General features: G+C 41.7%; 19 protein-coding genes. 13 read left to right on the plus strand and 6 right to left on the minus strand.

The genetic code is table 11. The annotated features are described in order from the left end of the window. Positions 1-150 precede the first annotated feature (150 nt). Positions 151-1,293 (plus strand): acyl-CoA dehydrogenase family protein, encoded by a 1,143-nt coding sequence (locus WAE57_RS00905; protein ID WP_086176350.1) that lies wholly within the window; start codon positions 151-153, stop codon positions 1,291-1,293. Between the two features lie 92 nt (positions 1,294-1,385). Here the strand turns inward: WAE57_RS00905 and WAE57_RS00910 are convergent, their stop codons facing one another. Beyond that, on the minus strand, positions 1,386-1,904 hold the full coding sequence (locus WAE57_RS00910; RefSeq protein WP_237788062.1) for a type 1 glutamine amidotransferase domain-containing protein: 519 nt from the start codon (positions 1,902-1,904) through the stop codon (positions 1,386-1,388). 759 nt (positions 1,905-2,663) lie between these two features. Here WAE57_RS00910 and pheA point away from each other — a divergent pair. The 4 genes from pheA (at position 2,664) to WAE57_RS00930 (ending at position 7,692) form a co-directional block, all read left to right on the plus strand. Then, entirely contained in the window at positions 2,664-3,773 is a 1,110-nt protein-coding gene (gene pheA, locus WAE57_RS00915) for a prephenate dehydratase (protein WP_237788063.1), read from the plus strand. A gap of 75 nt (positions 3,774-3,848) precedes the next feature. Beyond that, complete coding sequence (gene hisC / locus WAE57_RS00920) at positions 3,849-4,955, plus strand: histidinol-phosphate transaminase (protein WP_337707624.1); 1,107 nt, start codon at positions 3,849-3,851, stop codon at positions 4,953-4,955. Between the two features lie 3 nt (positions 4,956-4,958). After that, positions 4,959-7,205, plus strand: a complete 2,247-nt coding sequence (locus tag WAE57_RS00925; RefSeq protein ID WP_337707625.1) for a bifunctional prephenate dehydrogenase/3-phosphoshikimate 1-carboxyvinyltransferase — start codon at positions 4,959-4,961, stop codon at positions 7,203-7,205. A gap of 109 nt (positions 7,206-7,314) precedes the next feature. Next, complete coding sequence (locus tag WAE57_RS00930) at positions 7,315-7,692, plus strand: hypothetical protein (protein WP_337707626.1); 378 nt, start codon at positions 7,315-7,317, stop codon at positions 7,690-7,692. Between the two features lie 111 nt (positions 7,693-7,803). Here the strand turns inward: WAE57_RS00930 and WAE57_RS00935 are convergent, their stop codons facing one another. Beyond that, positions 7,804-8,436 (minus strand): CocE/NonD family hydrolase, encoded by a 633-nt coding sequence (locus tag WAE57_RS00935; protein ID WP_337707627.1) that lies wholly within the window; start codon positions 8,434-8,436, stop codon positions 7,804-7,806. 125 nt (positions 8,437-8,561) lie between these two features. Here WAE57_RS00935 and yaaA point away from each other — a divergent pair, with 125 nt between their 5' ends. From yaaA to WAE57_RS00960, 5 genes are all read left to right on the plus strand, one after another. Then, complete coding sequence (yaaA, locus tag WAE57_RS00940) at positions 8,562-9,344, plus strand: peroxide stress protein YaaA (protein WP_337707628.1); 783 nt, start codon at positions 8,562-8,564, stop codon at positions 9,342-9,344. A gap of 145 nt (positions 9,345-9,489) precedes the next feature. Then, positions 9,490-9,720, plus strand: a complete 231-nt coding sequence (locus WAE57_RS00945) for a hypothetical protein (RefSeq protein WP_086176342.1) — start codon at positions 9,490-9,492, stop codon at positions 9,718-9,720. Positions 9,721-10,097: 377 nt separating this feature from the next. After that, positions 10,098-11,420, plus strand: a complete 1,323-nt coding sequence (locus WAE57_RS00950; RefSeq protein WP_337707629.1) for an NCS2 family permease — start codon at positions 10,098-10,100, stop codon at positions 11,418-11,420. Between the two features lie 79 nt (positions 11,421-11,499). Next, on the plus strand, positions 11,500-12,501 hold the full coding sequence (locus tag WAE57_RS00955; RefSeq protein ID WP_337707630.1) for an adenosine deaminase: 1,002 nt from the start codon (positions 11,500-11,502) through the stop codon (positions 12,499-12,501). Positions 12,502-12,586: 85 nt separating this feature from the next. Continuing rightward, entirely contained in the window at positions 12,587-12,946 is a 360-nt protein-coding gene (locus tag WAE57_RS00960) for a hypothetical protein (RefSeq protein WP_337707632.1), read from the plus strand. A 78-nt stretch (positions 12,947-13,024) separates the two neighbouring features. Here the strand turns inward: WAE57_RS00960 and WAE57_RS00965 are convergent, their stop codons facing one another. Then, positions 13,025-13,579 carry a cytochrome b gene (locus tag WAE57_RS00965; RefSeq protein WP_337707633.1) on the minus strand — a complete coding sequence of 185 codons (555 nt, stop codon included), beginning with the start codon at positions 13,577-13,579 and terminating at the stop codon, positions 13,025-13,027. Positions 13,580-13,816: 237 nt separating this feature from the next. On the opposite strand from WAE57_RS00965, the gene WAE57_RS00970 reads away from it, so the two are divergent. Beyond that, positions 13,817-14,203 (plus strand): hypothetical protein, encoded by a 387-nt coding sequence (locus tag WAE57_RS00970; protein ID WP_337707634.1) that lies wholly within the window; start codon positions 13,817-13,819, stop codon positions 14,201-14,203. 75 nt (positions 14,204-14,278) lie between these two features. After that, complete coding sequence (gene rnhB, locus WAE57_RS00975; protein WP_086176377.1) at positions 14,279-14,851, plus strand: ribonuclease HII; 573 nt, start codon at positions 14,279-14,281, stop codon at positions 14,849-14,851. Positions 14,852-14,914: 63 nt separating this feature from the next. Here rnhB and csrA read toward each other — a convergent pair whose 3' ends face one another. The 3 genes from csrA to alaS all read right to left on the minus strand — a co-directional run bounded on the left by csrA (position 14,915) and on the right by alaS (position 19,465). After that, entirely contained in the window at positions 14,915-15,178 is a 264-nt protein-coding gene (gene csrA / locus WAE57_RS00980; RefSeq protein ID WP_067723263.1) for a carbon storage regulator CsrA, read from the minus strand. Positions 15,179-15,424: 246 nt separating this feature from the next. Continuing rightward, positions 15,425-16,705 (minus strand): aspartate kinase, encoded by a 1,281-nt coding sequence (locus WAE57_RS00985; protein ID WP_086176336.1) that lies wholly within the window; start codon positions 16,703-16,705, stop codon positions 15,425-15,427. 66 nt (positions 16,706-16,771) lie between these two features. Beyond that, a complete protein-coding gene (alaS, locus tag WAE57_RS00990) occupies positions 16,772-19,465 on the minus strand; it encodes an alanine--tRNA ligase (RefSeq protein WP_337707635.1) in 2,694 nt (897 codons plus the stop codon). Between the two features lie 422 nt (positions 19,466-19,887). Here alaS and gap point away from each other — a divergent pair, with 422 nt between their 5' ends. Next, on the plus strand, positions 19,888-20,913 hold the full coding sequence (gene gap / locus WAE57_RS00995; protein WP_337707636.1) for a type I glyceraldehyde-3-phosphate dehydrogenase: 1,026 nt from the start codon (positions 19,888-19,890) through the stop codon (positions 20,911-20,913). Positions 20,914-21,291 lie beyond the last annotated feature (378 nt).

A 21,291-nucleotide genomic window follows, 5' to 3' on the forward strand; every position in this document is an offset into this window, starting at 1 on the left:
CAATGCAGATTTAAAAAAGGAAGCTAAGGCTTCCTTTTTTATTGACCCTAAAGTCATAAAATATAAAGCTTATACGACATGACAGATACTTATAAAGTGAATAGCATGAGCAAGGGACAGAACTACAACAACTCAATATAAGGATGCTATATGTTGGCTTATGATGCTGATTTAGAATTATTCCGCGACAATTTCAAACGCTTTATGAATGAGCATATTGCTCCACATTATGAACAATGGGAACATGAAGGCATTATGCCGCGTTCAGTCTGGAATTTGCTGGGTGAAAACGGTTTCCTGTGTGTGGATGTACCTGAAGAATATGGTGGTTATGGCGTTCCAACCCATTATTCACTGATGCTGGTGGAAGAATCTGCCCGTGCTGGATTTAGCGCGCTATCCACCGGTATTTCCTGTCACTCTGAAATTGCGGCACCGTATATTTTGCATATTGGCACGGAAGAACAAAAGCAGTACTGGTTACCCAAAATGGTGACGGGGGAAGTGGTGGGTGCAATTGGTATGACTGAACCAGGCGCAGGTTCGGATTTGCAGGCCATGCGTACCAATGCCATTTTGCAGGGAGATCACTATCTGCTGAATGGTTCCAAAACCTTTATCTCCAATGGTCAACATGCTGACCTGGTGGTACTGGCGGCTAAAACTGATCCGCAAGCACGGGCAAAAGGCGTGTCTTTATTGCTTTTAGATACGCATCTGGACGGTTTTAAAAAGGGCACCAACCTCAACAAAATTGGTTTGCATTCACAAGATACTTCAGAACTGTTCTTCGATAATATCAAGGTGCCTAAAGATCAGTTGCTAGGGCAGGCGGGGCAGGGTTTTGCCTATTTAATGCAAGAATTGCCACGTGAACGTACTGCCATTGCTGCAACGGCGATTGGCGCCATTCGTGGTTCAATTGATGTCACTATTGCTTATGTCAAAGAACGTCAGGCTTTTGGTCAGCCGATTAGCCAGTTCCAAAATACCCGTTTTGTTTTGGCACAGGCAAAAATAGATGAACAGGCGACTGCTGCATTTTATAACCAGAACGTTGAATTATATATGCAGGGTAAACTGGATGTGGAAACAGCTGCAGCCTTAAAAAGTTTTGCAACCGACATGCAGATGAAAATAGCGGATAACTTGTTACAGCTGTTTGGTGGTTATGGCTATATGACAGAATATCCAATTTCACGTTTCTTTGTAGATGCCCGTATTCAGCGAATTTACGGTGGGACCAATGAAATTATGAAAGAGATTGTGGCGCGTAGTTTATTGGGCCGTTAATGATGGCATTGAAATGCAAAGCATGAAATAAAAGAAGTCGAAAAAGAACACCCTGAAAGCTGGATACCAAGTCTGACTTTAAAGGGTGTTTTTTATTGACTCAACACCATTAAACTTTCTTCAATAAAAGCGGGTAAATCATCCGGTGAGCGCGATGAGATATACAGATTATTATCATTCACCACACCGACATCGTAATATACCGCACCGGCATTAACCAGATCCTTGGCGAGTGTTTTAATGGTGGTCATTAAACGGCCTTTAACCACTTTGGCAGAAATCAGTAGTTGCGGACCGTGACAGATACTCAAAATGGGTTTTTGAGCATTGGCAAATTTACGCACAAAATCCACGAAACGGTCATCGCCACGGAGTCGTTCGGGAGAATAGCCACCCGGAATGAGCAAGGCATCAAAATCCTGCACCGACACATCATCTATACTTTGGTCAATAGTGACGGCCGATTTTCGCTTATGACCATAGACAATGTTACCTGCTTTATTTTCAATATTTAAAATACTATGGCGTGCTGCACGAAAGGCTTGCACGGGTTCTGAGTATTCGACATCTTCAAAATCATGGGTCACTAGAACGGCGATTCTTTTGGACATTATTGTTCTCCGAATTGCTTTGTTCACAGACTATAAATTAAACATTAAACTTTTGTGATGGAGTTTGGTAAAGGACTCTTGCATCTGTAAAATATCTGTAAGTTTAGCTAGATGAGTGTTTTCAAGTATTTGTAAATATTAAAAAATTAAACTAAAAACTTTTGTTTCTACATGTGTCAAATGGTCAGCATGCAGAATTTTTCCGATGATGGGTTTTGTCAATTATTTCAAAATGGCTGTGGATTTTTAAACTTTGTATGCGCTCAGATGGACTTGATCACGTTTTGTGACGTTATTCATTGCGAGATGAAAAGCTATCGTGGCTATCCATGTTTGAAGCAACTCCTGAATCTGTTTATCTACAATACCGATCACTGTTGCTTGCAGAAATTGAAGATACTCGACCAGAATCGCTTAATCTAATCTTTTAAAACAAGAAAAAATGGTTAAAAATAACTCAGTATTAAGCGTTTTTAACGATGAGCTTATTTGCAAATACCAATAAATTTATTCAATGAAATGACATAAAATTGCGAGCCAGATTGCTGAATTACAGATGTATAGCCGTGGTGTCTTTTTTAGCGAATTGGCAAAAGCTCAGCAATTTAAAATACTCAGGGCAAAAACATGAGGAATAAATTGCTGATTAAATCAACTGTATGTTTTTAAGACTGAATCAATCAAAGTCTTATTGCGTAACATTTGAAAGCTAACTATTGTTATACTGTTTGCATAACGTTTTTGAAGGGCAACATAACAATGATCAACGACGATCAAAACACAACGACTTCTCTTGACCTTGCTCAAATCCGTGAGGATATTGACTCTGTAGATCAACAGATTCAACAGCTTATTAATCGACGAGCAAAATTGGCTGAAGCTGTCGCAAAGGCAAAATTTGCTGCTGAAGAGAATCCTTTGTTTTACCGTCCTGAACGTGAAGCACAAGTTTTACGCAATGTTATGCAGCGTAATGAAGGGCCATTGTCTGATTTGACCATGGCGCGTTTATTCCGTGAAATCATGTCTGCGTGTCTGGCATTGGAAGCTCCACAAAGTATTGCTTTCTTAGGTCCAGTCGGTACTTATACCCATTCAGCAGTACTGAAACATTTTGGTCAGGATGCGATTGTCCGTCCGCTTCCTACCATTGATGAAGTGTTCCGTGAAGTCGAAGCCGGCAGTGCGCATTATGGTTTGGTGCCTGTGGAAAACTCATCTGAAGGTGTGGTGAACCATACTTTAGACTGTTTCAAATCTTCGCACTTAAACGTGATCGGTGAAGTGGAGCTGCGCATTCATCACCAGTTCCTGGTGTCATCCAATACCCGTAAAGACAGCATTAAACAGATTTATGCCCATCAGCAAACCTTGGCGCAATGCCGAAAATGGTTAGATGCTCATTATCCAGGCGTGGAACGTGTTGCCTTAAGTTCTAATGCCGAAGCTGCACGCCGTATTCGCAATGAATGGCATTCCGCAGCGATTGCGTCAGAAGTGGCTGCCAATATTTATGATCTGGAAATCCTGCACAGCAATATTGAAGATAATCCGGAAAATACTACCCGTTTCTTGGTGATTGGCCGTGAAAAAGTGCCGCCAAGTGGCAATGATAAAACTTCATTGCTGATTTCCGCACATGACCGTGCCGGTGCTTTACTGGAAATTTTGGCTCCATTTGCCAAACATAACATCAGTCTAACCAGTATTGAAACTCGTCCTGCATTGCCTGAAAAATGGGCCTATGTTTTCTTCATTGACTTAGAAGGTCATGTTGATCAGGACAATGTCAAAGCGGCAATTGAAGAAATTCGTCCTTTGGTGAAAGAAGTTCGTGTATTGGGTTCATATCCGATCGCAGTTTTATAAATCACTCTGGTGATCGGCTTGATTTTTTAATTTTAGGCTGATCCCTTTTATCACTTGAAATAGCGGAAGAGTAACATGTCGTTTGTCCCTGCCAATGAAGGCATCTCAAAGTTAAAGCCTTATCAACCAGGTAAACCTATTAGTGAACTTGAGCGTGAGTTAGGGATTACTGATATTGTCAAATTAGCCTCAAATGAAAATCCTTTAGGTTGTTCTGAAAAAGTCAAACAGGCTGTGGCGGCTGAATTGGCAGAAATTGGTCGCTATCCAGATGGTGGCGGTTTTATCTTAAAAGACCAGATTCAGGCACAATTTGATGTAACTGCTGACCGTATTACTTTGGGTAATGGGTCAAATGACTTGCTGGAAATGTTTGCCCGTGCATTCGTTTCAGAGAAAGACTCGGTGATTTATAGCCAGCATGCTTTTGCCGTATATGCTTTGGTGACTCAAGCGATTAATGCAGAAGCCATTGAAGTACCGGCCAAAGGTTTTGCTCACGATCTGGATGCCATGGCAGCAGCAATTAAAGACAATACCAAATTAGTGTTTATTGCCAATCCAAATAACCCGACGGGAACCTGGTTTGAAGAAGCTGAATTTGAAGCCTTCATGCAAAAAGTACCGGCAAATGTCATTGTCGTTCTGGACGAAGCTTATGTGGAATATTTCCCGGAAAACTTCAACAGCCTGAAATTCCTGGAGCAATATCCAAATATTATTGTCAGCCGTACTTTGTCTAAATGTTATGGTCTGGCTGCACTGCGTGTTGGTTTTGCCTTGGCATCGGCAGAAGTGACAGATTACCTGAACCGTATTCGTCAGCCGTTTAACGTCAATCATCTTGCTATGGTCGCTGCGGTTGCAGCACTCAAGGATGAAGACTTTATCGAGCAATCGCGTGTGGTGAACAAGGCGGGTATGGCTCAACTGGAAGCTGGTTTTAAAGCGCTGGGTTTAAACTATGTGCCTTCACGTGCCAACTTTATTTTGGTCGATGTACAGGCTGATCCTGCTCAGACCTTCAATGCCTTGTTAAAAGAAGGCGTGATTGTACGTCCTGTGGGTATTGCAAATCATCTGCGTGTATCGATTGGTACAGAAGCGGAAAATGCTAAATTCCTGACAGCACTGGCGAAAGTACTTGATTTAGCGCCTGATGCGGTAGAGGAAAAAGCTTAAGCCATGTCTCAGCCACTGTTTGAAAAAGTTGCCTTTATTGGACTTGGACTGATTGGCTCAAGTCTGGCTCGTGTCATCATTGCGGAAAAACTGGCAAAGCAAATTGTTGCATCCACACGTTCACAGAAAACGCTGGATGATGCAAAAGCGCTTGGACTGATTCAAGAGGGCTATAGCAATCCCGTAGAAGCGGTGCAAGGTGCAGATCTGGTGGTTTTGGCTTTACCTGTGCGGGCAACGCAAAAGGTGTTAGAAACCATCAAGCCTTATCTGTCAGAGAACACCATCATTACCGATGTGGGCAGTACCAAAGGCAATGTGGTGGATGCAGCCAAAGCCGTATATGGTGAAAACCTGCCGGCAGGTTTTGTTCCGGGTCATCCGATTGCGGGTGCGGAACATACTGGCGTGCATGCAGGTAAAGTCGATTTGTTTGCCAATCACAAAGTCATTTTGACGCCCTTACCAAGCAGTGCTGACTGGGCTGTGGATAAACTGGTTCAACTGTGGCAAGCTGCCAAGGCAGAAGTGATTTGCATGGATGTGGACAAGCACGATGAAGTGCTGGCCCATACCAGTCATCTTCCGCATTTGATGGCTTTTAACTTGGTTGAGCAACTGGCCAACCGGGAAGATAATCTGGATATTTTCCGTTATGCCGCTGGGGGCTTTCGTGATTTTTCCCGAATCGCAGCCAGTGATCCACAGATGTGGCATGACATCTTTTTTGCCAATAAAAAAGCCATTTTAAATGCAGTAGATGGTTTTGAGCAGCAACTGACTCAAATCCGCAAACTCATTGAAAATGAAGATTCCAACGCATTGATCGGATTGCTTGAACATGCTCAAGCGGCTCGTCAGCATTTTAATCATATGCTCGCTAAAAAACCTTTGATGGAGAACGATAAAGTGACACAACAATTTACCATTTTGCCAGGTGATAAGACATTTAAAGGTAAATTTACCGTGCCAGGTGACAAATCTGTGTCACATCGCTCCATCATGTTTGGTGCGATTGCTGAAGGAACCACGCATGTTACTGGTTTTCTGGAAGGTGAAGATGCATTAGCGACACTTCAAGCATTCCGTGATATGGGTGTAAGTATTGAAGGGCCTAAAAATGGTGAGGTAACTATTCATGGCGTAGGTATGCATGGCTTAAAAGCACCTGCAAGTGCCTTGTATATGGGTAACTCGGGTACTTCCATGCGTCTGCTTTCAGGCATGTTGTCTGCACAGCAGTTTGATTCAGTCATGACCGGTGATGCCTCATTGTCTAAACGTCCAATGGAACGTATTGCCAAACCTTTACGTGAAATGGGAGCACAGATTCAGACTACAGGTGAGCGCGGTACGCCACCTGTTTCCATTACCGGCAATCAAAAGCTCAAAGGTATTCATTATGACTTACCTATGGCATCGGCTCAGGTAAAATCAGGTATTTTATTGGCAGGCCTTTGGGCTGAAGGTGAAACGGTGGTGACTGAACCTGAACCGACCCGTGACCACTCCGAACGTATGCTGCGTGCTTTTGGTTATGAAGTGAAAACCGAAGGCAACCGCATTTCACTGCAAGGTGGCGGTAAGTTGGTGGGTACTGACATTCAGGTACCATCCGATATTTCATCTGCAGCATTCTTTATGGTGGGTGCTGCCATTACCGAAGGTTCAGATGTAACTCTGGAAGCAGTGGGGATTAACCCGACGCGTACTGGCGTGATTGAAATCCTGAAACAGATGGGTGCAGATTTAACCGTTGAAAACGAACGCATTGCAGGTGGTGAACCGATTGCAGACATTTGTATTCGCGGTACACGTACCTTACAAGGTATTCATATGCCGGAAGATCAGGTCCCATTAGCCATTGATGAATTCCCGGCTTTATTTATTGCTGCAGCTTGTGCTGAAGGTCAAACCATTTTGACTGGAGCTGCAGAGCTTCGTGTAAAAGAATCAGACCGTATTCAAGTGATGGCAGATGGCTTGAAAACTATGGGCATTGACTGTACGCCAACCGATGATGGCATCATTATTGAAGGTAAGGGTAAATCTGGGGATTGGTCTGCAATTTTCACAGGTGGTGAAATTGAATCGCATCATGACCACCGTATTGCCATGAGTTTTTCCATGGCGGGCTTGCGTACTTGCGGCGAAATTAAAATTATTGGCACCGAAACTGTAGCAACCAGTTTCCCAACTTTCACCGAGTTGGCCAATCAAGCTGGTTTAGCCATTCAAGTCAGTGAATAATTAGTCTAATTTTGTGTATTTGTTAAACAACAGCCAAGCTTTTGCTTGGCTGTTTTGCTTTTATTGCTTATGCTAAAACCATACAACAATAATGTCTTTGGATACACAGATGAGAAAATTACAATTTACTGCAAACTGTGAAAAGCATAATCATGTGTCACAGCAATCGAATGACTGTCATGTGACTCAGGAATATGTTGCGGATCTTTTGTCTAAAGAACTGGGTCAATATGGTTTTCAGACCTTGTCGCAAAGTGGTGATCAGGTTGCTGTAAGTGTAGACAATCAATCCTTGCCTTTATCTGTCACTTGTCAGAGTCATGATGCAGAAGGGCATTTAGTTTGTGAGATCACCTCGTACCCAGATGAAGATCAGGATTGGCTAGAACGAATTACTGAACAAAGCTTATTAAACCAATTGGCTCAAGCAGTAGAAAATACCTTAAAAGAAGATGAATCTTTTAGTGGGTTTGAGTGGAAAAGCTAAATATTTTTAATGAATAAATGAATGAAAAAGGAGGCAATCAGCCTCCTTTTTCATTTTTATAACGTTTGAGCGTAGCAGCTAAAAAGTATCCTCCAGAGAGGGTATTTTGACTTAAGGGTTGATGAGGAAACGAGAAATAGCCACACGCAATTGCTTTAAATAGCCCGTAAAGAAGTGATTGGCACCTGGTAAAACAGTAATTAAATGGCGTTGTGGTTTAGCCCATTGGATGAGATCAGATAACAGGGTTACATCATCTGCTTCACCATGAATAAATAAAATATCACCCTTAATATGTGGGGTTACATAGTGGCGAACACCTGCAACTGTTGTGGTCGGTAAACCACATAAAATGGTCTGTACAGGTTGTTGTTCAACAGGAAGCAAAGCATAGCATTTGGTCATTACATTCGCGCCAAAACTAAAGCCAGCTGCATAAAATGGCAGGTTTGAGTGTTTGCTATGTGCGTATTGAATCACGTTCAAAGTATCTTTGGTTTCACCATTGCCTTCGTCATGTACTCCAGCACTTTGACCAGAACCGCGAAAACTTGGACGATAGACGACATAACCGCGCTCAAGAAACATCTGAGCAAGCAGCGCTGGCACTTTATGCTGTGGAGTACCGCCTTGTAAGGGGTGGGGGTGACATACAACCGCGAATCCTTTCACTTCCCCTTGAGGATAATCAACAAAAATTTCCAGTTGACCTGCAGGGCCTTGCATGAAAATTTGCTCGGACATGTAACTACCGATAAATAACAGGGAGAATAGGATATTTTAGCGATAATGTTCATTTAAAACACGAATTGGAAATAAAATAACGCTACTGTTATAGTTTGTTTACTTATTCTTTAATCCGGTTGTCCATGCTCGCCTTAATTTCACCTGCCAAGACTTTAGACTATGAATCTGCACTTCCAACAGATATCTATACCTTGCCAAGATTGCTGGAACATTCACAAGAACTTATCGATGTGAGTCGTCATCTTTCTGCTACAGATATTGCCAATTTAATGAGTGTAAGTGAAAAAATTGCCAAGTTAAATGTCGAGCGTTTTAATGATTGGCAACCGGAACTGAATTTTTCTAATGCACGGCAGGCATTGTTTGCCTTTAAGGGCGATGTATATACAGGTTTAGATGCCTATGCTCTTGGTGAGCAAGATATTGCGTATGCACAGCAGCATTTGCGTATGTTGTCTGGACTTTATGGTTTGCTACGTCCTTTGGACTTGATGATGCCGTATCGTCTGGAAATGGGCACCAAACTCAAAAATTTACGTGGTCATAATCTATATGAATTTTGGGGTGAACATATTACCCATTTAATCAATGCTGATTTAGAGCAGGCGAATTCGGAGCTATTGGTGAATATTGCTTCGGATGAATATTACAAGTCGGTAAAACCAAGCAAAATTAAGGCGCAAATTATTAAGCCAGTGTTTCTGGACCAGAAAAATGGCAAATATAAAGTGATCAGTTTTTATGCCAAAAAAGCACGTGGTTTGATGGCACGTTTTATCATTGAAAACCAACCAGAACGTACTGAGGATTTAAAATCATTTAATATGAATGGTTACTATTTTGATGCGGATAGTTCGCTAAAAGGTGAACTGGTCTTTAAACGTGATGAACAGCAAGCCGCCTAAATGATTCAATAAGTAAAAAAAATCCCGATGAATTTTCGGGATTTTTTATAAAAAATAAATATAATTTTGGATATTTTTTGCAATATGTTTTGTGTATTCTTTTGTTTAGTATTAGATAAAGTTTTTTGAATAATAAAATTTTGTTATGAAAAAATTATTGATTCCTATCTTTATTTTTGCAGTATTTATGCTGGGGTGTGTGGTTTATCACGACAATCAAATGAAAAAAAGACAGGAAGTAGATCAATTGATTCAGGATGCTCATCAGTCATTGAAGATAGTGAATAGCAATCCGAATAATGCTGCTTTAGGCTCGGTTGAAATTGTAGATATAGATTCTTCAGAGCTTTCGCAGGTAAAATACAAGCAGTTCTAGCGATTGAATTTTTACTGTATGTTTGATAAATATTAACAAATTATTGAAATTTAATTAAAAATAAATTTTAGAAACAATAAAAAAGCATTGTGTTATAATTTGCCAAGATTTTAATTGAATCATTATATTTATATTGTAAGTGTTTGATTCTTTTTATCTAACTAGGCTGCATAAAAGTTATGCGGCTTTTTTGTTTACAGTTTCTGTCATTTGGCTATTTAATCGCCAGTGAAAACTTGTGCAAAATACTTGTTTTTGAATGGAAATATTGGCATATCCATTGCTTGGACATCTATAAACTTAATGATGATTTGAGAAACGGATCATTAATTTTATAGCGTGCTCACGGCATAAAGTTTACTTACAGGGGTAAAGTCATGACGACTCCTAATCCATCTTCAGAGAATATGCTGGAACGCTTATTTAAGCTTAGCGAAAACAAAACCAGTTTTCGTACAGAGGTTCTTGCAGGTGTAACCACTTTCTTAACCATGTGTTACATCATTATTGTCAATCCAATGATTTTATCCGAAACCGGTATGGATCATGGGGCTGTCTTTGTTGCAACCTGTCTTGCAGCCGCAATTGGCTGTTTGGTGATGGGACTTGTTGCGAATTATCCGATTGCACTTGCACCGGGTATGGGCCTGAATGCTTACTTTACCTATTCCGTTTGTATGGGCATGGGTATACCTTGGCAAACGGCACTGGCTGCCGTGTTTGTCTCGGGGCTGGTGTTTATTGCAATCAGCATGTTCAAAATCCGTGAAGCGATTGTTAATGCCATTCCTATGTCGCTGAAATTTGCGATTGGCGGGGGCATTGGCTTGTTCCTTGCTCTGATTGCATTAAAGAATTCAGGCATTATTGTCGACAATCCGGCCACCCTTGTAGGCTTGGGTGACTTGAAACAACCGACAGTATTGCTGACCTTGCTGGGCTTTCTGATGATTGTGGTGATGCATCATTTTAAAGTCCGTGGTGCCATTATTATCAGTATTCTGGTCATTACCGCTATTGCTACAGCAATGGGCTTGAACGAGTTTAAGGGTGTGGTGGGTGCCATTCCATCGATTGCTCCAACCTTCCTGCAAATGGACTTCCAGGGCTTATTCACTCCTAGCTTGGTGGGTGTTATCTTTGTGTTCTTCTTGGTCGATTTGTTTGACTCAACAGGTACCTTGGTGGGTGTTTCGCATCGTGCCGGCCTGTTAAAAGATGGAAAATTACCACGGTTGAAAAAAGCACTTTTTGCGGATTCAACTGCAATTGTTGCAGGTGCAGCTTTGGGTACATCTTCAACAACGCCTTATATTGAATCGTCTGCTGGTGTTGCTGCAGGTGGCCGTACCGGTTTGACCGCTGTAGTCGTTGCTGTGTTATTTGTGCTGTGTTTATTTCTGGCACCTTTAGCGCAATCGGTTCCAGGTTTTGCTACAGCGCCAGCATTGTTGTTCGTTGGTGTGTTAATGATTCAAGGTATCGTCAACATTGAATGGGATGATATTACTGAAGCCGTTCCTGCTTTTTTAACCATCGTCTGCATGCCATTTACCTATTCAATTGCCGATGGTATTGCGATGGGCTTTATCAGCTACGCATTAATCAAGCTTTTAACAGGTAAAGCGAAAACTGTACCTTACATGGTTTGGATTGTTGCTGCACTTTGGGCATTGAAATTTGCTGTATTTGGCGGCTAATTCACCCCATCCAGAATAGGGTGTAAACTTAGTTTGCACCCTTTTTTATTTTTAGAGAAAGGTTTTATAAGGATAAGATATGAATCAAATCGAGCTTATTCAAGCGATGCCAAAGGCAGAGTTACACGTACATATTGAAGGTACTTTTGAGCCTGAGCTTATGTTCGAGATTGCTCAACGCAATCATATTGATATTCCGTATAAATCTGTTGAGGAAGTCAAACAGGCGTATAACTTCCACAATTTACAGTCTTTCCTCGACATCTATTATGCCGGTGCCAATGTACTGATTCATGAACAGGATTTTTATGATCTGGCTTGGGCATACTTTGAAAAATGTGCTGCCGATAACGTGGTGCATAGCGAAATGTTCTTCGATCCACAAACCCATACCGATCGCGGTATTGCTTTTGCAACGGTGATTAATGGTTTGCAGCGTGCCTGTGATGATGCACAAAGTAAATTGGGTATTAGCTCGCATTTGATTATGTGCTTCTTGCGTCATTTAAGCGAAGAAGCTGCATTTGAAACTTTAGAGCAAGCACTACCCTATAAAGATCAAATTATTGGGGTAGGGTTGGATTCAAGTGAAGTCGGCCATCCACCGGCTAAATTTGAACGCGTGTTTGCCAAAGCGCGTGAAGCAGGTTTCTTGGTGGTTGCGCATGCCGGTGAAGAAGGACCTGCTGAATATGTATGGCAAGCTTTGGATCTGCTGCATGTGAACCGCGTGGACCATGGGGTACGCTCTGAAGAAGACCCAAAACTGATGCAACGTTTAATTGCCGAAAAAATGCCGTTAACCGTTTGTCCTTTAAGTAATTTAAAGCTTTGTGTGGTAGAGGATATGGCACAGCACAATATCCGTCGTCTATTGCAACAAGGCGTACATGTTACGGTCAATTCAGATGATCCTTCATATTTTGGTGGATACATGAATGATAATTTCATTGCGATTACCCAAGCGCTGGATTTAACCAATGCGGAGCTTAAGCAGTTGGCTAAAAACTCGTTTGAAGCCTCCTTTATTTCTGATGCGGAAAAACAAAAATGGGCTCAAGAAATTGATGCCTTGGTGTAATTGAGTCTCCTCAAGTTTGATCTTGATTCAGCCGGTTCATTTATGGGTCGGTTGAATGCTAAGGTGTTAAAAATTAGGTTCTAATGTGAAAAAGAGTTTTTGCTGGATATTTGCTATCTGTTTATTGATTGGTTCGGTATCGGTTTTTGCAACGAATAAAAATCAGTCATTAACTCAGAAAATGTTGAAACCTGTAATTGAGCAAGGTTGCAAAAGTGAATTAAATGATTCAAAAATCTGGCAATCAGCAGCTTTATTTATGAGTACAGAACGGCAAAATTCGGCACAAAAACAAATCTGTGGTTGCGTGGGCGAACATGCCTTGCAGGATATTTCAGCCAAAGAATTGGCTATGGCATCCATGAGTGAGTCGGCAAAAAATAGCCTGATTAAACAGGCGGTGATGAATAGTGTGAAAGGCTGTGCTCAAGACGCTTTGAAATAATGGATCGCTCTCAATTTAACTATAAAAAAACCGCATTGGTGTGTCACGAATGCGGTTTTTTTATTGGGCATGAGCAGATTATTTTGCTTGGCGGGTCATGCTGCGCAAGACATTATCTTTATCAATAAAATGATGTTTTAATGCTGCTGCAATATGACCGATGACAAGTAAACCTGCGAACCAGGACAAATAAATGTGTACAGGTTTAACAATGGCTAACAGGTCAGGGTCTTCTTGTACCAAGCGTGGAATTTCAAATAAATATAAAACTGGTGCCGGATGTCCCGCACTCCAGCTAAACAAACAGCCGGTAATCGGTAGTGCCAGTAGCATTATGTATAGGGCTAAATGACCCAGATGTGCCAAGACTTTCATAAAAGGTGACATGCTGTCGGGCAGTACCGGAACAGGGTGGGTATAGCGCCAAAAAATACGAATCAGGACCAGAAAGATAATGGTGGTGGCGATGTTCTTATGTAAGCTAATGACCTGACCTTTAAAGCTGCCATCGACCTCATAACTTAAAAAATTTCCGCTATAAAAACCAATGCCCCATGCGGCAATAAAAATAGCAGCCATGAGCCAATGCAGCATTTGCGCTGTACGCGTATAGTATTGTGATGTGTTGTTCATGTTATTTATACCAATATACCCACATGTCATTTTAAAAGTCTGCGTATGCTAATCAAATAACACATTATTAAAAATGATGAATATAGAACGAAGCGTATATTTCTTGCAACACTGGGGAATTGCGTGTTTTTCAATCAAGCAAGATGAGTGGGGAAAATTCAGTTGAAATATACATTTCTTCCTTGGTTAAGTTTCGGCAAAATATGTGCAACAAATTTTATACCCAGGGATTAAGCTGTGAAAAAATTAATTACAGTACTTGCACCTCTCGCTTTGGTTTTAACTGCTTGTGTAGCAACGGATACAACTACAGGCACAACATCTACTACGCAATCAGCAACTCAGCAGCTCGGTACTGCTGCAATTAAAATTGCAATTAATGCGAAATGTACTACTGAGTTGAATACTATTCCTGCTTGGCAGAATGCAACGAAATTAATGACTGCAACTCAAAAGCAAAATATTCAGACTGAAATTTGTGGTTGTGTTAGTGACAAAGCACCACAAAGTGTAACAGCAGTCGATTTGGCTACAGCTGCAATTGATCCGGCAGCGCGCAATACCATTGTTTCAAATGCAGTGACTAAAACTATTAATGCTTGTGTTGCTGAAGCTGTGAAATAATACAGATTAAATTCGTGTTAAAATTAAAAGAGGCTGATGTTATTCAGCCTCTTTTTTTTTGTAGGTAAAGCGTTGATGAAAATTGCGGGTGTAGATGAAGCAGGGCGTGGTCCCTTGGTTGGTTCGGTGGTTGCGGCTGCGGTTATTTTAGATCCCAATAATCCGATTGAAGGTTTAAATGACTCTAAAAAACTTAGCGAAAAAAAGCGTGAAAAATTATTTATAGAAATACAAGAGAAAGCCTTGGCCTGGGCTATTGCTGAAGCCAGTCATGAAGAAATAGATGAGATCAATATTCTACAGGCATCTTTATTGGCTATGCGTCGTGCTGTAGAAGCTTTGCAGCTTCAGCCAGAGCATGTACTGGTTGATGGTAATAAAGTCCCACAAGGCTTAGCGATGAGCTGTGATGCGGTGGTGGGTGGGGATGCCCTGCATGCAGAAATTTCTGCAGCCAGTATTCTGGCAAAAGTAACCCGTGACCGTGAAATGGTGGTGCTGGATCAGCAATATCCGCACTTTGGTTTTGCCAAACACAAGGGTTATCCAACCAAAGCCCATTTTGAAGCCATTGCTGAACATGGTGTGATTGATCAGCATCGCCGTAGTTATGCACCGGTTAAAAAGGCTTTGGCCTTGCTGGAATAGAAATAACCCGTAGATAAATTTAAAGCGGCTATATAGCCGCTTTATTAGAACAATCTTTAATGTTTAACGATTAAAGTCATTCTGGGTATTCTGTGGGAAATTATCTTCTTCAAAAGAAGGCTGATAATCCTGATCAAGGTGTTGCAGGTGTTCGTGCATAGCGCGCTCATGTTGAATTCGTTGATAAATTTCTTCACGATGAACAGATACTTCTTTTGGAGCATTTACGCCAATACGAACCTGATTACCTTTTACGCCAAGCACAGTTACACTGACTTGATCCCCAATCATTAATGTTTCACCGACACGTCGGGTTAGAATCAGCATGTTTATCTCCTTGCAAAACGCTAAACGTGCAATTGATTTTAAATTTTAAAAAACACAACCTTATACAAACAAAATATTAACAGAATGAATCCCTCAAAAGTTTAACAGGATACATTTCATTAATATTTTAAAATCCTCGGTTTCAAATATAACAGAGCCACTATAAAAAAAACTATAGTGGCTCTGTTCTTTTTGTCGTATTTCGCAAATTTTGTTCAACAATGATCAGAAATTTGCTACTACAAATTAAGCACGCGCGCTTGATTCGCCAGATTCACGGTCTAAACCGAAAGCCGTGTGAAGAGTGCGCACAGCAAGTTCTAAATAATTTTCTTCAATGATCACAGAAATTTTGATTTCTGAAGTTGAAATCATCAAGATGTTAATGCCTTCTTCAGCTAGAGCAGTAAACATTTTGCTTGCCACGCCAGCATGTGAGCGCATACCTACACCCACGATAGATACTTTAACGATGTCTGAACGAGTCGCAACTTCACGTGCACCAATTTCTTTCGCAGTTTGCTCCAGAATTGTTTTTGCTTTAGTGAACTCACCACGGTTGACCGTGAAAGTGAAGTCAGTGGTACCATCTTCTTCCACATTCTGGATGATCATGTCGACTTCGATATTCGCTGCACCGATTGGCGCCAGGATTTTGGATGCAATGCCGGGTAGGTCAGGCACACCCAAGATAGTCAATTTTGCTTCGTCACGGTTAAACGCGATACCAGAGATAATTGGCTGTTCCATGTTGTCTTCCAATTCAGTAGTAATAAGAGTTCCGACGTTGTTTTTGAAGTCTTCGTCAAATGCGCCATCATCGTCGTTATCGAAGCTTGATAGTACGCGTAAAGGCACCTGATATTTACCGGCAAATTCAACTGAACGGATTTGCAGGACTTTCGAACCAAGTGATGCCATTTCCAGCATTTCTTCAAAAGAAATGCGATCCACTTTTTTCGCTTTTGGTGCAACACGTGGGTCGGTGGTATAAACCCCATCCACGTCTGTATAAATTTGGCATTCATCTGCTTTGAGCGCAGCTGCAAGTGCCACACCAGAAGTATCTGAACCGCCACGACCTAAAGTCGTTGTGTTGCCAAATTCGTCAAAACCTTGGAAACCGGCAACAACAAGTACACGGCCAGCATCTAGGTTTTCAGTTAATACGTCAGTATCAATCGATTCAATGCGGGCTTTGTTAAATGCGCTGTCGGTTTTAATGCCAACCTGGCGACCAGTGAGTGATTTTGCTTCTACTCCAATAGAGTTAAGCGCCATCGCTAACATAGAAATCGTAACCTGTTCACCTGTAGACACCATCTGGTCTAATTCGCGTGGATCAGGGGTTTCGGTAATGGCCTTCGCTAAAGCAAGCAGGCGATTGGTTTCGCCACTCATTGCTGATACAACAACCACTACCTTGTGGCCGTGGTCATGCCAGCGCTTTACACGACGAGCAACATTTAAAATGCGCTCGGGAGTACCCATTGAGGTACCGCCATATTTTTGAACGATTAATGCCATAGTTGTTCCATAAAAGCCATGATCCTGAATTACCTTTTCAGGATCAGTTACACAAAAAGTGAAGTTTTATTTTGCTTCAAGCCAAGCAGTCAAATCTGCCATCACTGTTGCAAACTTCTCGTTAAGTGGCGCGCCACCTTGTGCCAAGTCAGGTTTACCACCACCTTTACCACCCAGCTCGGTAGCCAAGTGTTTGATGATGTCACCTGCTTTAATATTTGCAGTAAAGTCTTTTGCTACAGAAGCAAGAAGGCTAACTTTGTCGCCCTCTACAGCTGCAAGAACAATCACTGCGTTGTCTAATTTAGACTTCACACCGTCATGCAGGTTACGAAGCGATTTTGCATCCATACCTTGAACAGTGGTAATAAGTGTTGAACGACCAGCAACAGTTTGAACTTGGCTTAAAAGTTCAGCTGCCTGGAAGTTCGCCAATTTTTGGTTCAACTGATCAATCTGTTTTTGCAATTGATGTGCAGTTTCAACAGTTGCTTCAACTTTTTCAATAGTTTGATCTTTTTGTGCTTTTAACACGCTGTTGATGTGCTGAATATCGCTATCTGCTTTTTGTACGACTTCAACCGCGTTAGTGCCGGTTACCGCTTCAATACGACGTACACCTGCTGCAACACCACCTTCAGAAGTGATTTTAAACAGACCGATATCACCGGTGCGTTTAACGTGAATACCGCCACAGAGTTCGATCGAGAAGTTTTTCTCATCCTTGATTGAACCCATAGAAAGTACACGAACTTCGTCACCGTATTTTTCACCGAACAACATCATCGCGCCTTTTTCTTTGGCAGCTTCAATGTCTAAAAGTTCAGTAGAAACAGCAGTATTGGCAATCACTTCACGGTTTACAATACGTTCAACTTGTTGCAGCTGTTCGAAAGTCACCGGTTGGTCATTGGCAAAGTCAAAACGTAAGATGTCAGAGGTAACTAATGAGCCTTTTTGTTGTACATGTGCACCGAGCACTTGGCGAAGGGCAGCATGCAACAAGTGAGTTGCAGAGTGGTTGCGTGCTGTTGCTTCACGAATGTCTGCTTTTACAATAGCTTCCACAGATTGAGTGGCTTTTAAGCTACCCATGGTCACGATACCTTGGTGAACAAAAGCGCCACCAGACTTCTTGGTATCCTGAATTTCGAAGATACCGGTATCGTTTTTGAAGATCCCTGTATCACCGATTTGACCACCGCTTTCTGCATAGAAAGGCGTTTGGTTCAATACGATCAGTGCTTCGTCGCCTTCATGAACTTCTTCAACCTGTTCGCCATCTTTGTAGATTGCAACAATCTGGCCTTGAGCTTGAGTGGCTTCATAACCTTCAAACTGGGTTTCACCTTCAACTTTTACAATGCTGTTGTAGTCGATGGCAAATTTACCTGCATCACGTGCCCGTTGACGTTGTGCAGCCATTTCAACTTCAAAACCAGCTTCATCAATGGTTAATTCACGTTCACGTGCGATGTCAGCAGTCAAGTCAGTTGGGAAGCCGTAAGTGTCGTACAGTTTGAATACTGTTGCGCCAGGAATCACTGAACCTTTCAGATTTGTTAATTCGCCTTCAAGCAATTTCAAACCTTGCTCTAAAGTTTTAGCAAATTGTTCTTCTTCTTTAAGAAGCTGTGCTTCGATGCGTGCCTGGTTAACTGCAAGTTCAGGATATGCAGCACCCATGACATCAATCAAAGGTTGCAACATTTTGTAGAAGAATGAACCAGTCGCACCCAGTTTGTTACCGTGACGAACTGCACGGCGGATGATACGACGTAATACATAACCACGGCCTTCGTTAGAAGGGTTCACGCCATCTGCAATCAGGAAGCAGCATGAACGTGCATGGTCGGCAACTACTTTAAGTGAAGCAGGGTATTCAACTGGTTTGTTTGCAGCTTTTGCAGCAGCTTCAATTTCAGTGGTATCTAGACCAATGATTTCAGCAGCAGCTTTTAATAAATGTTGGAACAGGTCGATTTCGTAGTTTGAGTTTACGTGTTGTAAAACTGCAGAAATACGTTCCAGGCCCATACCTGTATCTACAGATGGTGCTGGAAGGGGGTGAAGCACGCCATCAGCAGTACGGTTGAACTGCATGAATACGTTGTTCCAGATTTCAATGAAACGGTCGCCATCTTCTTCAGGAGTACCCGGTAAGCCACCCCAAATGTGGTCGCCATGGTCAAAGAAGATTTCAGAACATGGACCACAAGGACCCGTATCACCCATTGCCCAGAAATTGTCTGATGCGTATTGACCGCCTTTGTTATCGCCAATGCGGATAATGCGGCTGGCATCTAGACCAATTTCTTTATTCCAGATGTCAAATGCTTCATCATCTGTGTGATAAACAGTTGCGTATAATTTATCTTTAGGAAGCGCTAACCATTTGTCGCCAGTTAAGAAATCCCAGGCAAATTTGATGGCATCACGCTTGAAGTAGTCACCAAAAGAGAAGTTACCTAACATTTCAAAAAAGGTATGGTGACGTGCAGTATAACCGACGTTGTCTAAGTCGTTGTGTTTACCACCGGCACGTACACATTTTTGTGAAGATGTTGCGCGAACATAATCACGTTTTTCAAGACCGAGGAAGCAGTCTTTGAACTGGTTCATACCAGCGTTAGTGAACAATAATGTTGGGTCGTTGGCAGGAACCAGAGAACTCGACGCGACACGTGTATGCCCTTGCGATTCAAAATAGCTTAAAAAAGCTTCGCGAATTTCAGCTGATGTCATAAAACGAGTACTCACAACCAAGTCACTCCATAAATCTTGTATTTGGCTAATAGCATGTCAAGCAAGTCTTACTTTTATAAAGCTGGCTTGAGATACTGGCTTAAAATTTTAAAACGCTAAAGTATAACGGAAAAAGCCGCATGCACCAATCACTTTCAGGCGAATTAATCACAATTCTATTTAAGCTGTATTTAGGTTTCTTGCATTCAATTTATAAGCTAAATGCAGGTATAGGCATAAGATATAAAATAAATGAAAAGTGAAGTAAATATTTTGAAGTAGCTTGGTCTTAATAAAATTTGAGGCAAAATAAGCAGGCTGAAACCCTTATTGCTTAGATATTTCATAAATACACCAGCAGAAATGGTATCGGTATCTGGTTAAAATCCATTAACATAGAGCGGTGTTTACATCTACCCAAGAGTTAAGGATATCTAATGCAACGAGTAGCCATTAATGGTTTCGGGCGAATTGGTCGCAATGTATTACGGGCTTGGTTTGAAAATCCTAAAGATTTTCATTTTGATATCGTGGCCATTAACGATATTGCAGATGTAGAGACGCTGGTTCACTTATTCAAATACGACAGCACGCATGGCCGCTTTAAGGGCAAGGTCGAAGTGCTTTTGCAAGATGAGCAGATTTTTTTGCATATTTCCGCAGGTCTGGCGCAATTAAAAGTACAGGTTTTTAGCCAGCAACAGCCTGAAAGCCTGCCTTGGAATGATTTGAATATTGACGTGGTGCTGGAGTGTACCGGTTTATTCCGTTCGCGTGCAGCAGCAACACGGCATATTAGCGCAGGGGCAAAACGGGTCATTATTGGCGCTGCACCATTTGATAGTGTGGATGCGGCCATTGTGTATGGGGTAAACCATCACGAAGTCAAAGCCACAGACCGGATTATTTCCAGTGTATCCTGCACCACGCAAGCCCTGGTTCCTCTAGTTAAAATTATTGATGATGCTTTTGGAATTGATACGGCACTGATGACAGAAATTCATGCGGTTACGGCAGATCAGTCGGTGCTGGATCATGCGCACCGCGATTTACGCCGTGCCCGTGCTTCAGGTCACAATATTATCCCTACTACATCTTCGGCACTGGCTGCGTTAAAACGAGTGATGCCGAAAATGGAAGAGCGGATAGATGGATATTCCATACGGGTACCGACTATCAATGTGGCAGCTATCGACCTTACTTTTGTTGCACAGTCGCATATTACCGCCCACAAAATTAATGAGATTTTAATCAAGTCGGCACGTCAGGAATATGCGGAAATTATGGATGTCACTGATGAACCGGTGGTTTCATCCGATTTTAATCATTCGCCTTATTCGTTGATTGTGGATTTGAGCCAAACCATGGTGGTTGGACATCAGGCCAAAGTTTTTGCCTGGTATGACAACGAATGGGGGTATGCGAATCGCTTGCTGGATTTATGTGAGTCATTTACCCGATAAATGATCCATGCCTTTATTTAAAGATGATTGTGAGTGAGATGAGTTTTTTCATCTTGCTGCTTTGGAAATTGATCGAATTGCATAGCGTGCGGTTGTAAATAGCGAGACCTGTAACTCAATTATTATCAATTTGTTCGAATGGTTGATTTATTGTTGAGTAAAGATCTTGCCTTGAGTAGGATGAATAGACTGCTATGAAGTTCCATGTGTTAGAAATAACAGTGGATTAGCGGCTCAACGTCGACTCATAATAATGCTTATAATAAATACAATCCCAGCACGGTTAATTTTATATTCTATTTGAAAATTATAAGCTTTTTAAAACTTAATTTTATCGATTCACGGTAAAGATACGCCATGAATCAATAACACGGGTAG

This window comes from Acinetobacter sp. NS-4, assembly GCF_037402435.1.
Taxonomy (GTDB): domain Bacteria; phylum Pseudomonadota; class Gammaproteobacteria; order Pseudomonadales; family Moraxellaceae; genus Acinetobacter.

What these genes read in the sequence shown, in the direction of transcription:
- csrA (WP_067723263.1), bottom strand. Translation starts at nt 15,178, where the DNA reads ATGCTGATTCTAACCCGACGTGTCGGTGAAACATTAATGATTGGGGAT.
- rnhB (WP_086176377.1), top strand. Translation starts at nt 14,279, where the DNA reads ATGAAAATTGCGGGTGTAGATGAAGCAGGGCGTGGTCCCTTGGTTGGT.
- gap (WP_337707636.1), top strand. Translation starts at nt 19,888, where the DNA reads ATGCAACGAGTAGCCATTAATGGTTTCGGGCGAATTGGTCGCAATGTA.
- WAE57_RS00905 (WP_086176350.1), top strand. Translation starts at nt 151, where the DNA reads ATGTTGGCTTATGATGCTGATTTAGAATTATTCCGCGACAATTTCAAA.
- WAE57_RS00910 (WP_237788062.1), bottom strand. Translation starts at nt 1,904, where the DNA reads ATGTCCAAAAGAATCGCCGTTCTAGTGACCCATGATTTTGAAGATGTC.
- WAE57_RS00985 (WP_086176336.1), bottom strand. Translation starts at nt 16,705, where the DNA reads ATGGCATTAATCGTTCAAAAATATGGCGGTACCTCAATGGGTACTCCC.
- WAE57_RS00950 (WP_337707629.1), top strand. Translation starts at nt 10,098, where the DNA reads ATGACGACTCCTAATCCATCTTCAGAGAATATGCTGGAACGCTTATTT.
- pheA (WP_237788063.1), top strand. Translation starts at nt 2,664, where the DNA reads ATGATCAACGACGATCAAAACACAACGACTTCTCTTGACCTTGCTCAA.
- WAE57_RS00925 (WP_337707625.1), top strand. Translation starts at nt 4,959, where the DNA reads ATGTCTCAGCCACTGTTTGAAAAAGTTGCCTTTATTGGACTTGGACTG.
- WAE57_RS00945 (WP_086176342.1), top strand. Translation starts at nt 9,490, where the DNA reads ATGAAAAAATTATTGATTCCTATCTTTATTTTTGCAGTATTTATGCTG.
- WAE57_RS00935 (WP_337707627.1), bottom strand. Translation starts at nt 8,436, where the DNA reads ATGTCCGAGCAAATTTTCATGCAAGGCCCTGCAGGTCAACTGGAAATT.
- WAE57_RS00930 (WP_337707626.1), top strand. Translation starts at nt 7,315, where the DNA reads ATGAGAAAATTACAATTTACTGCAAACTGTGAAAAGCATAATCATGTG.
- yaaA (WP_337707628.1), top strand. Translation starts at nt 8,562, where the DNA reads ATGCTCGCCTTAATTTCACCTGCCAAGACTTTAGACTATGAATCTGCA.
- WAE57_RS00955 (WP_337707630.1), top strand. Translation starts at nt 11,500, where the DNA reads ATGAATCAAATCGAGCTTATTCAAGCGATGCCAAAGGCAGAGTTACAC.
- WAE57_RS00965 (WP_337707633.1), bottom strand. Translation starts at nt 13,579, where the DNA reads ATGAACAACACATCACAATACTATACGCGTACAGCGCAAATGCTGCAT.
- hisC (WP_337707624.1), top strand. Translation starts at nt 3,849, where the DNA reads ATGTCGTTTGTCCCTGCCAATGAAGGCATCTCAAAGTTAAAGCCTTAT.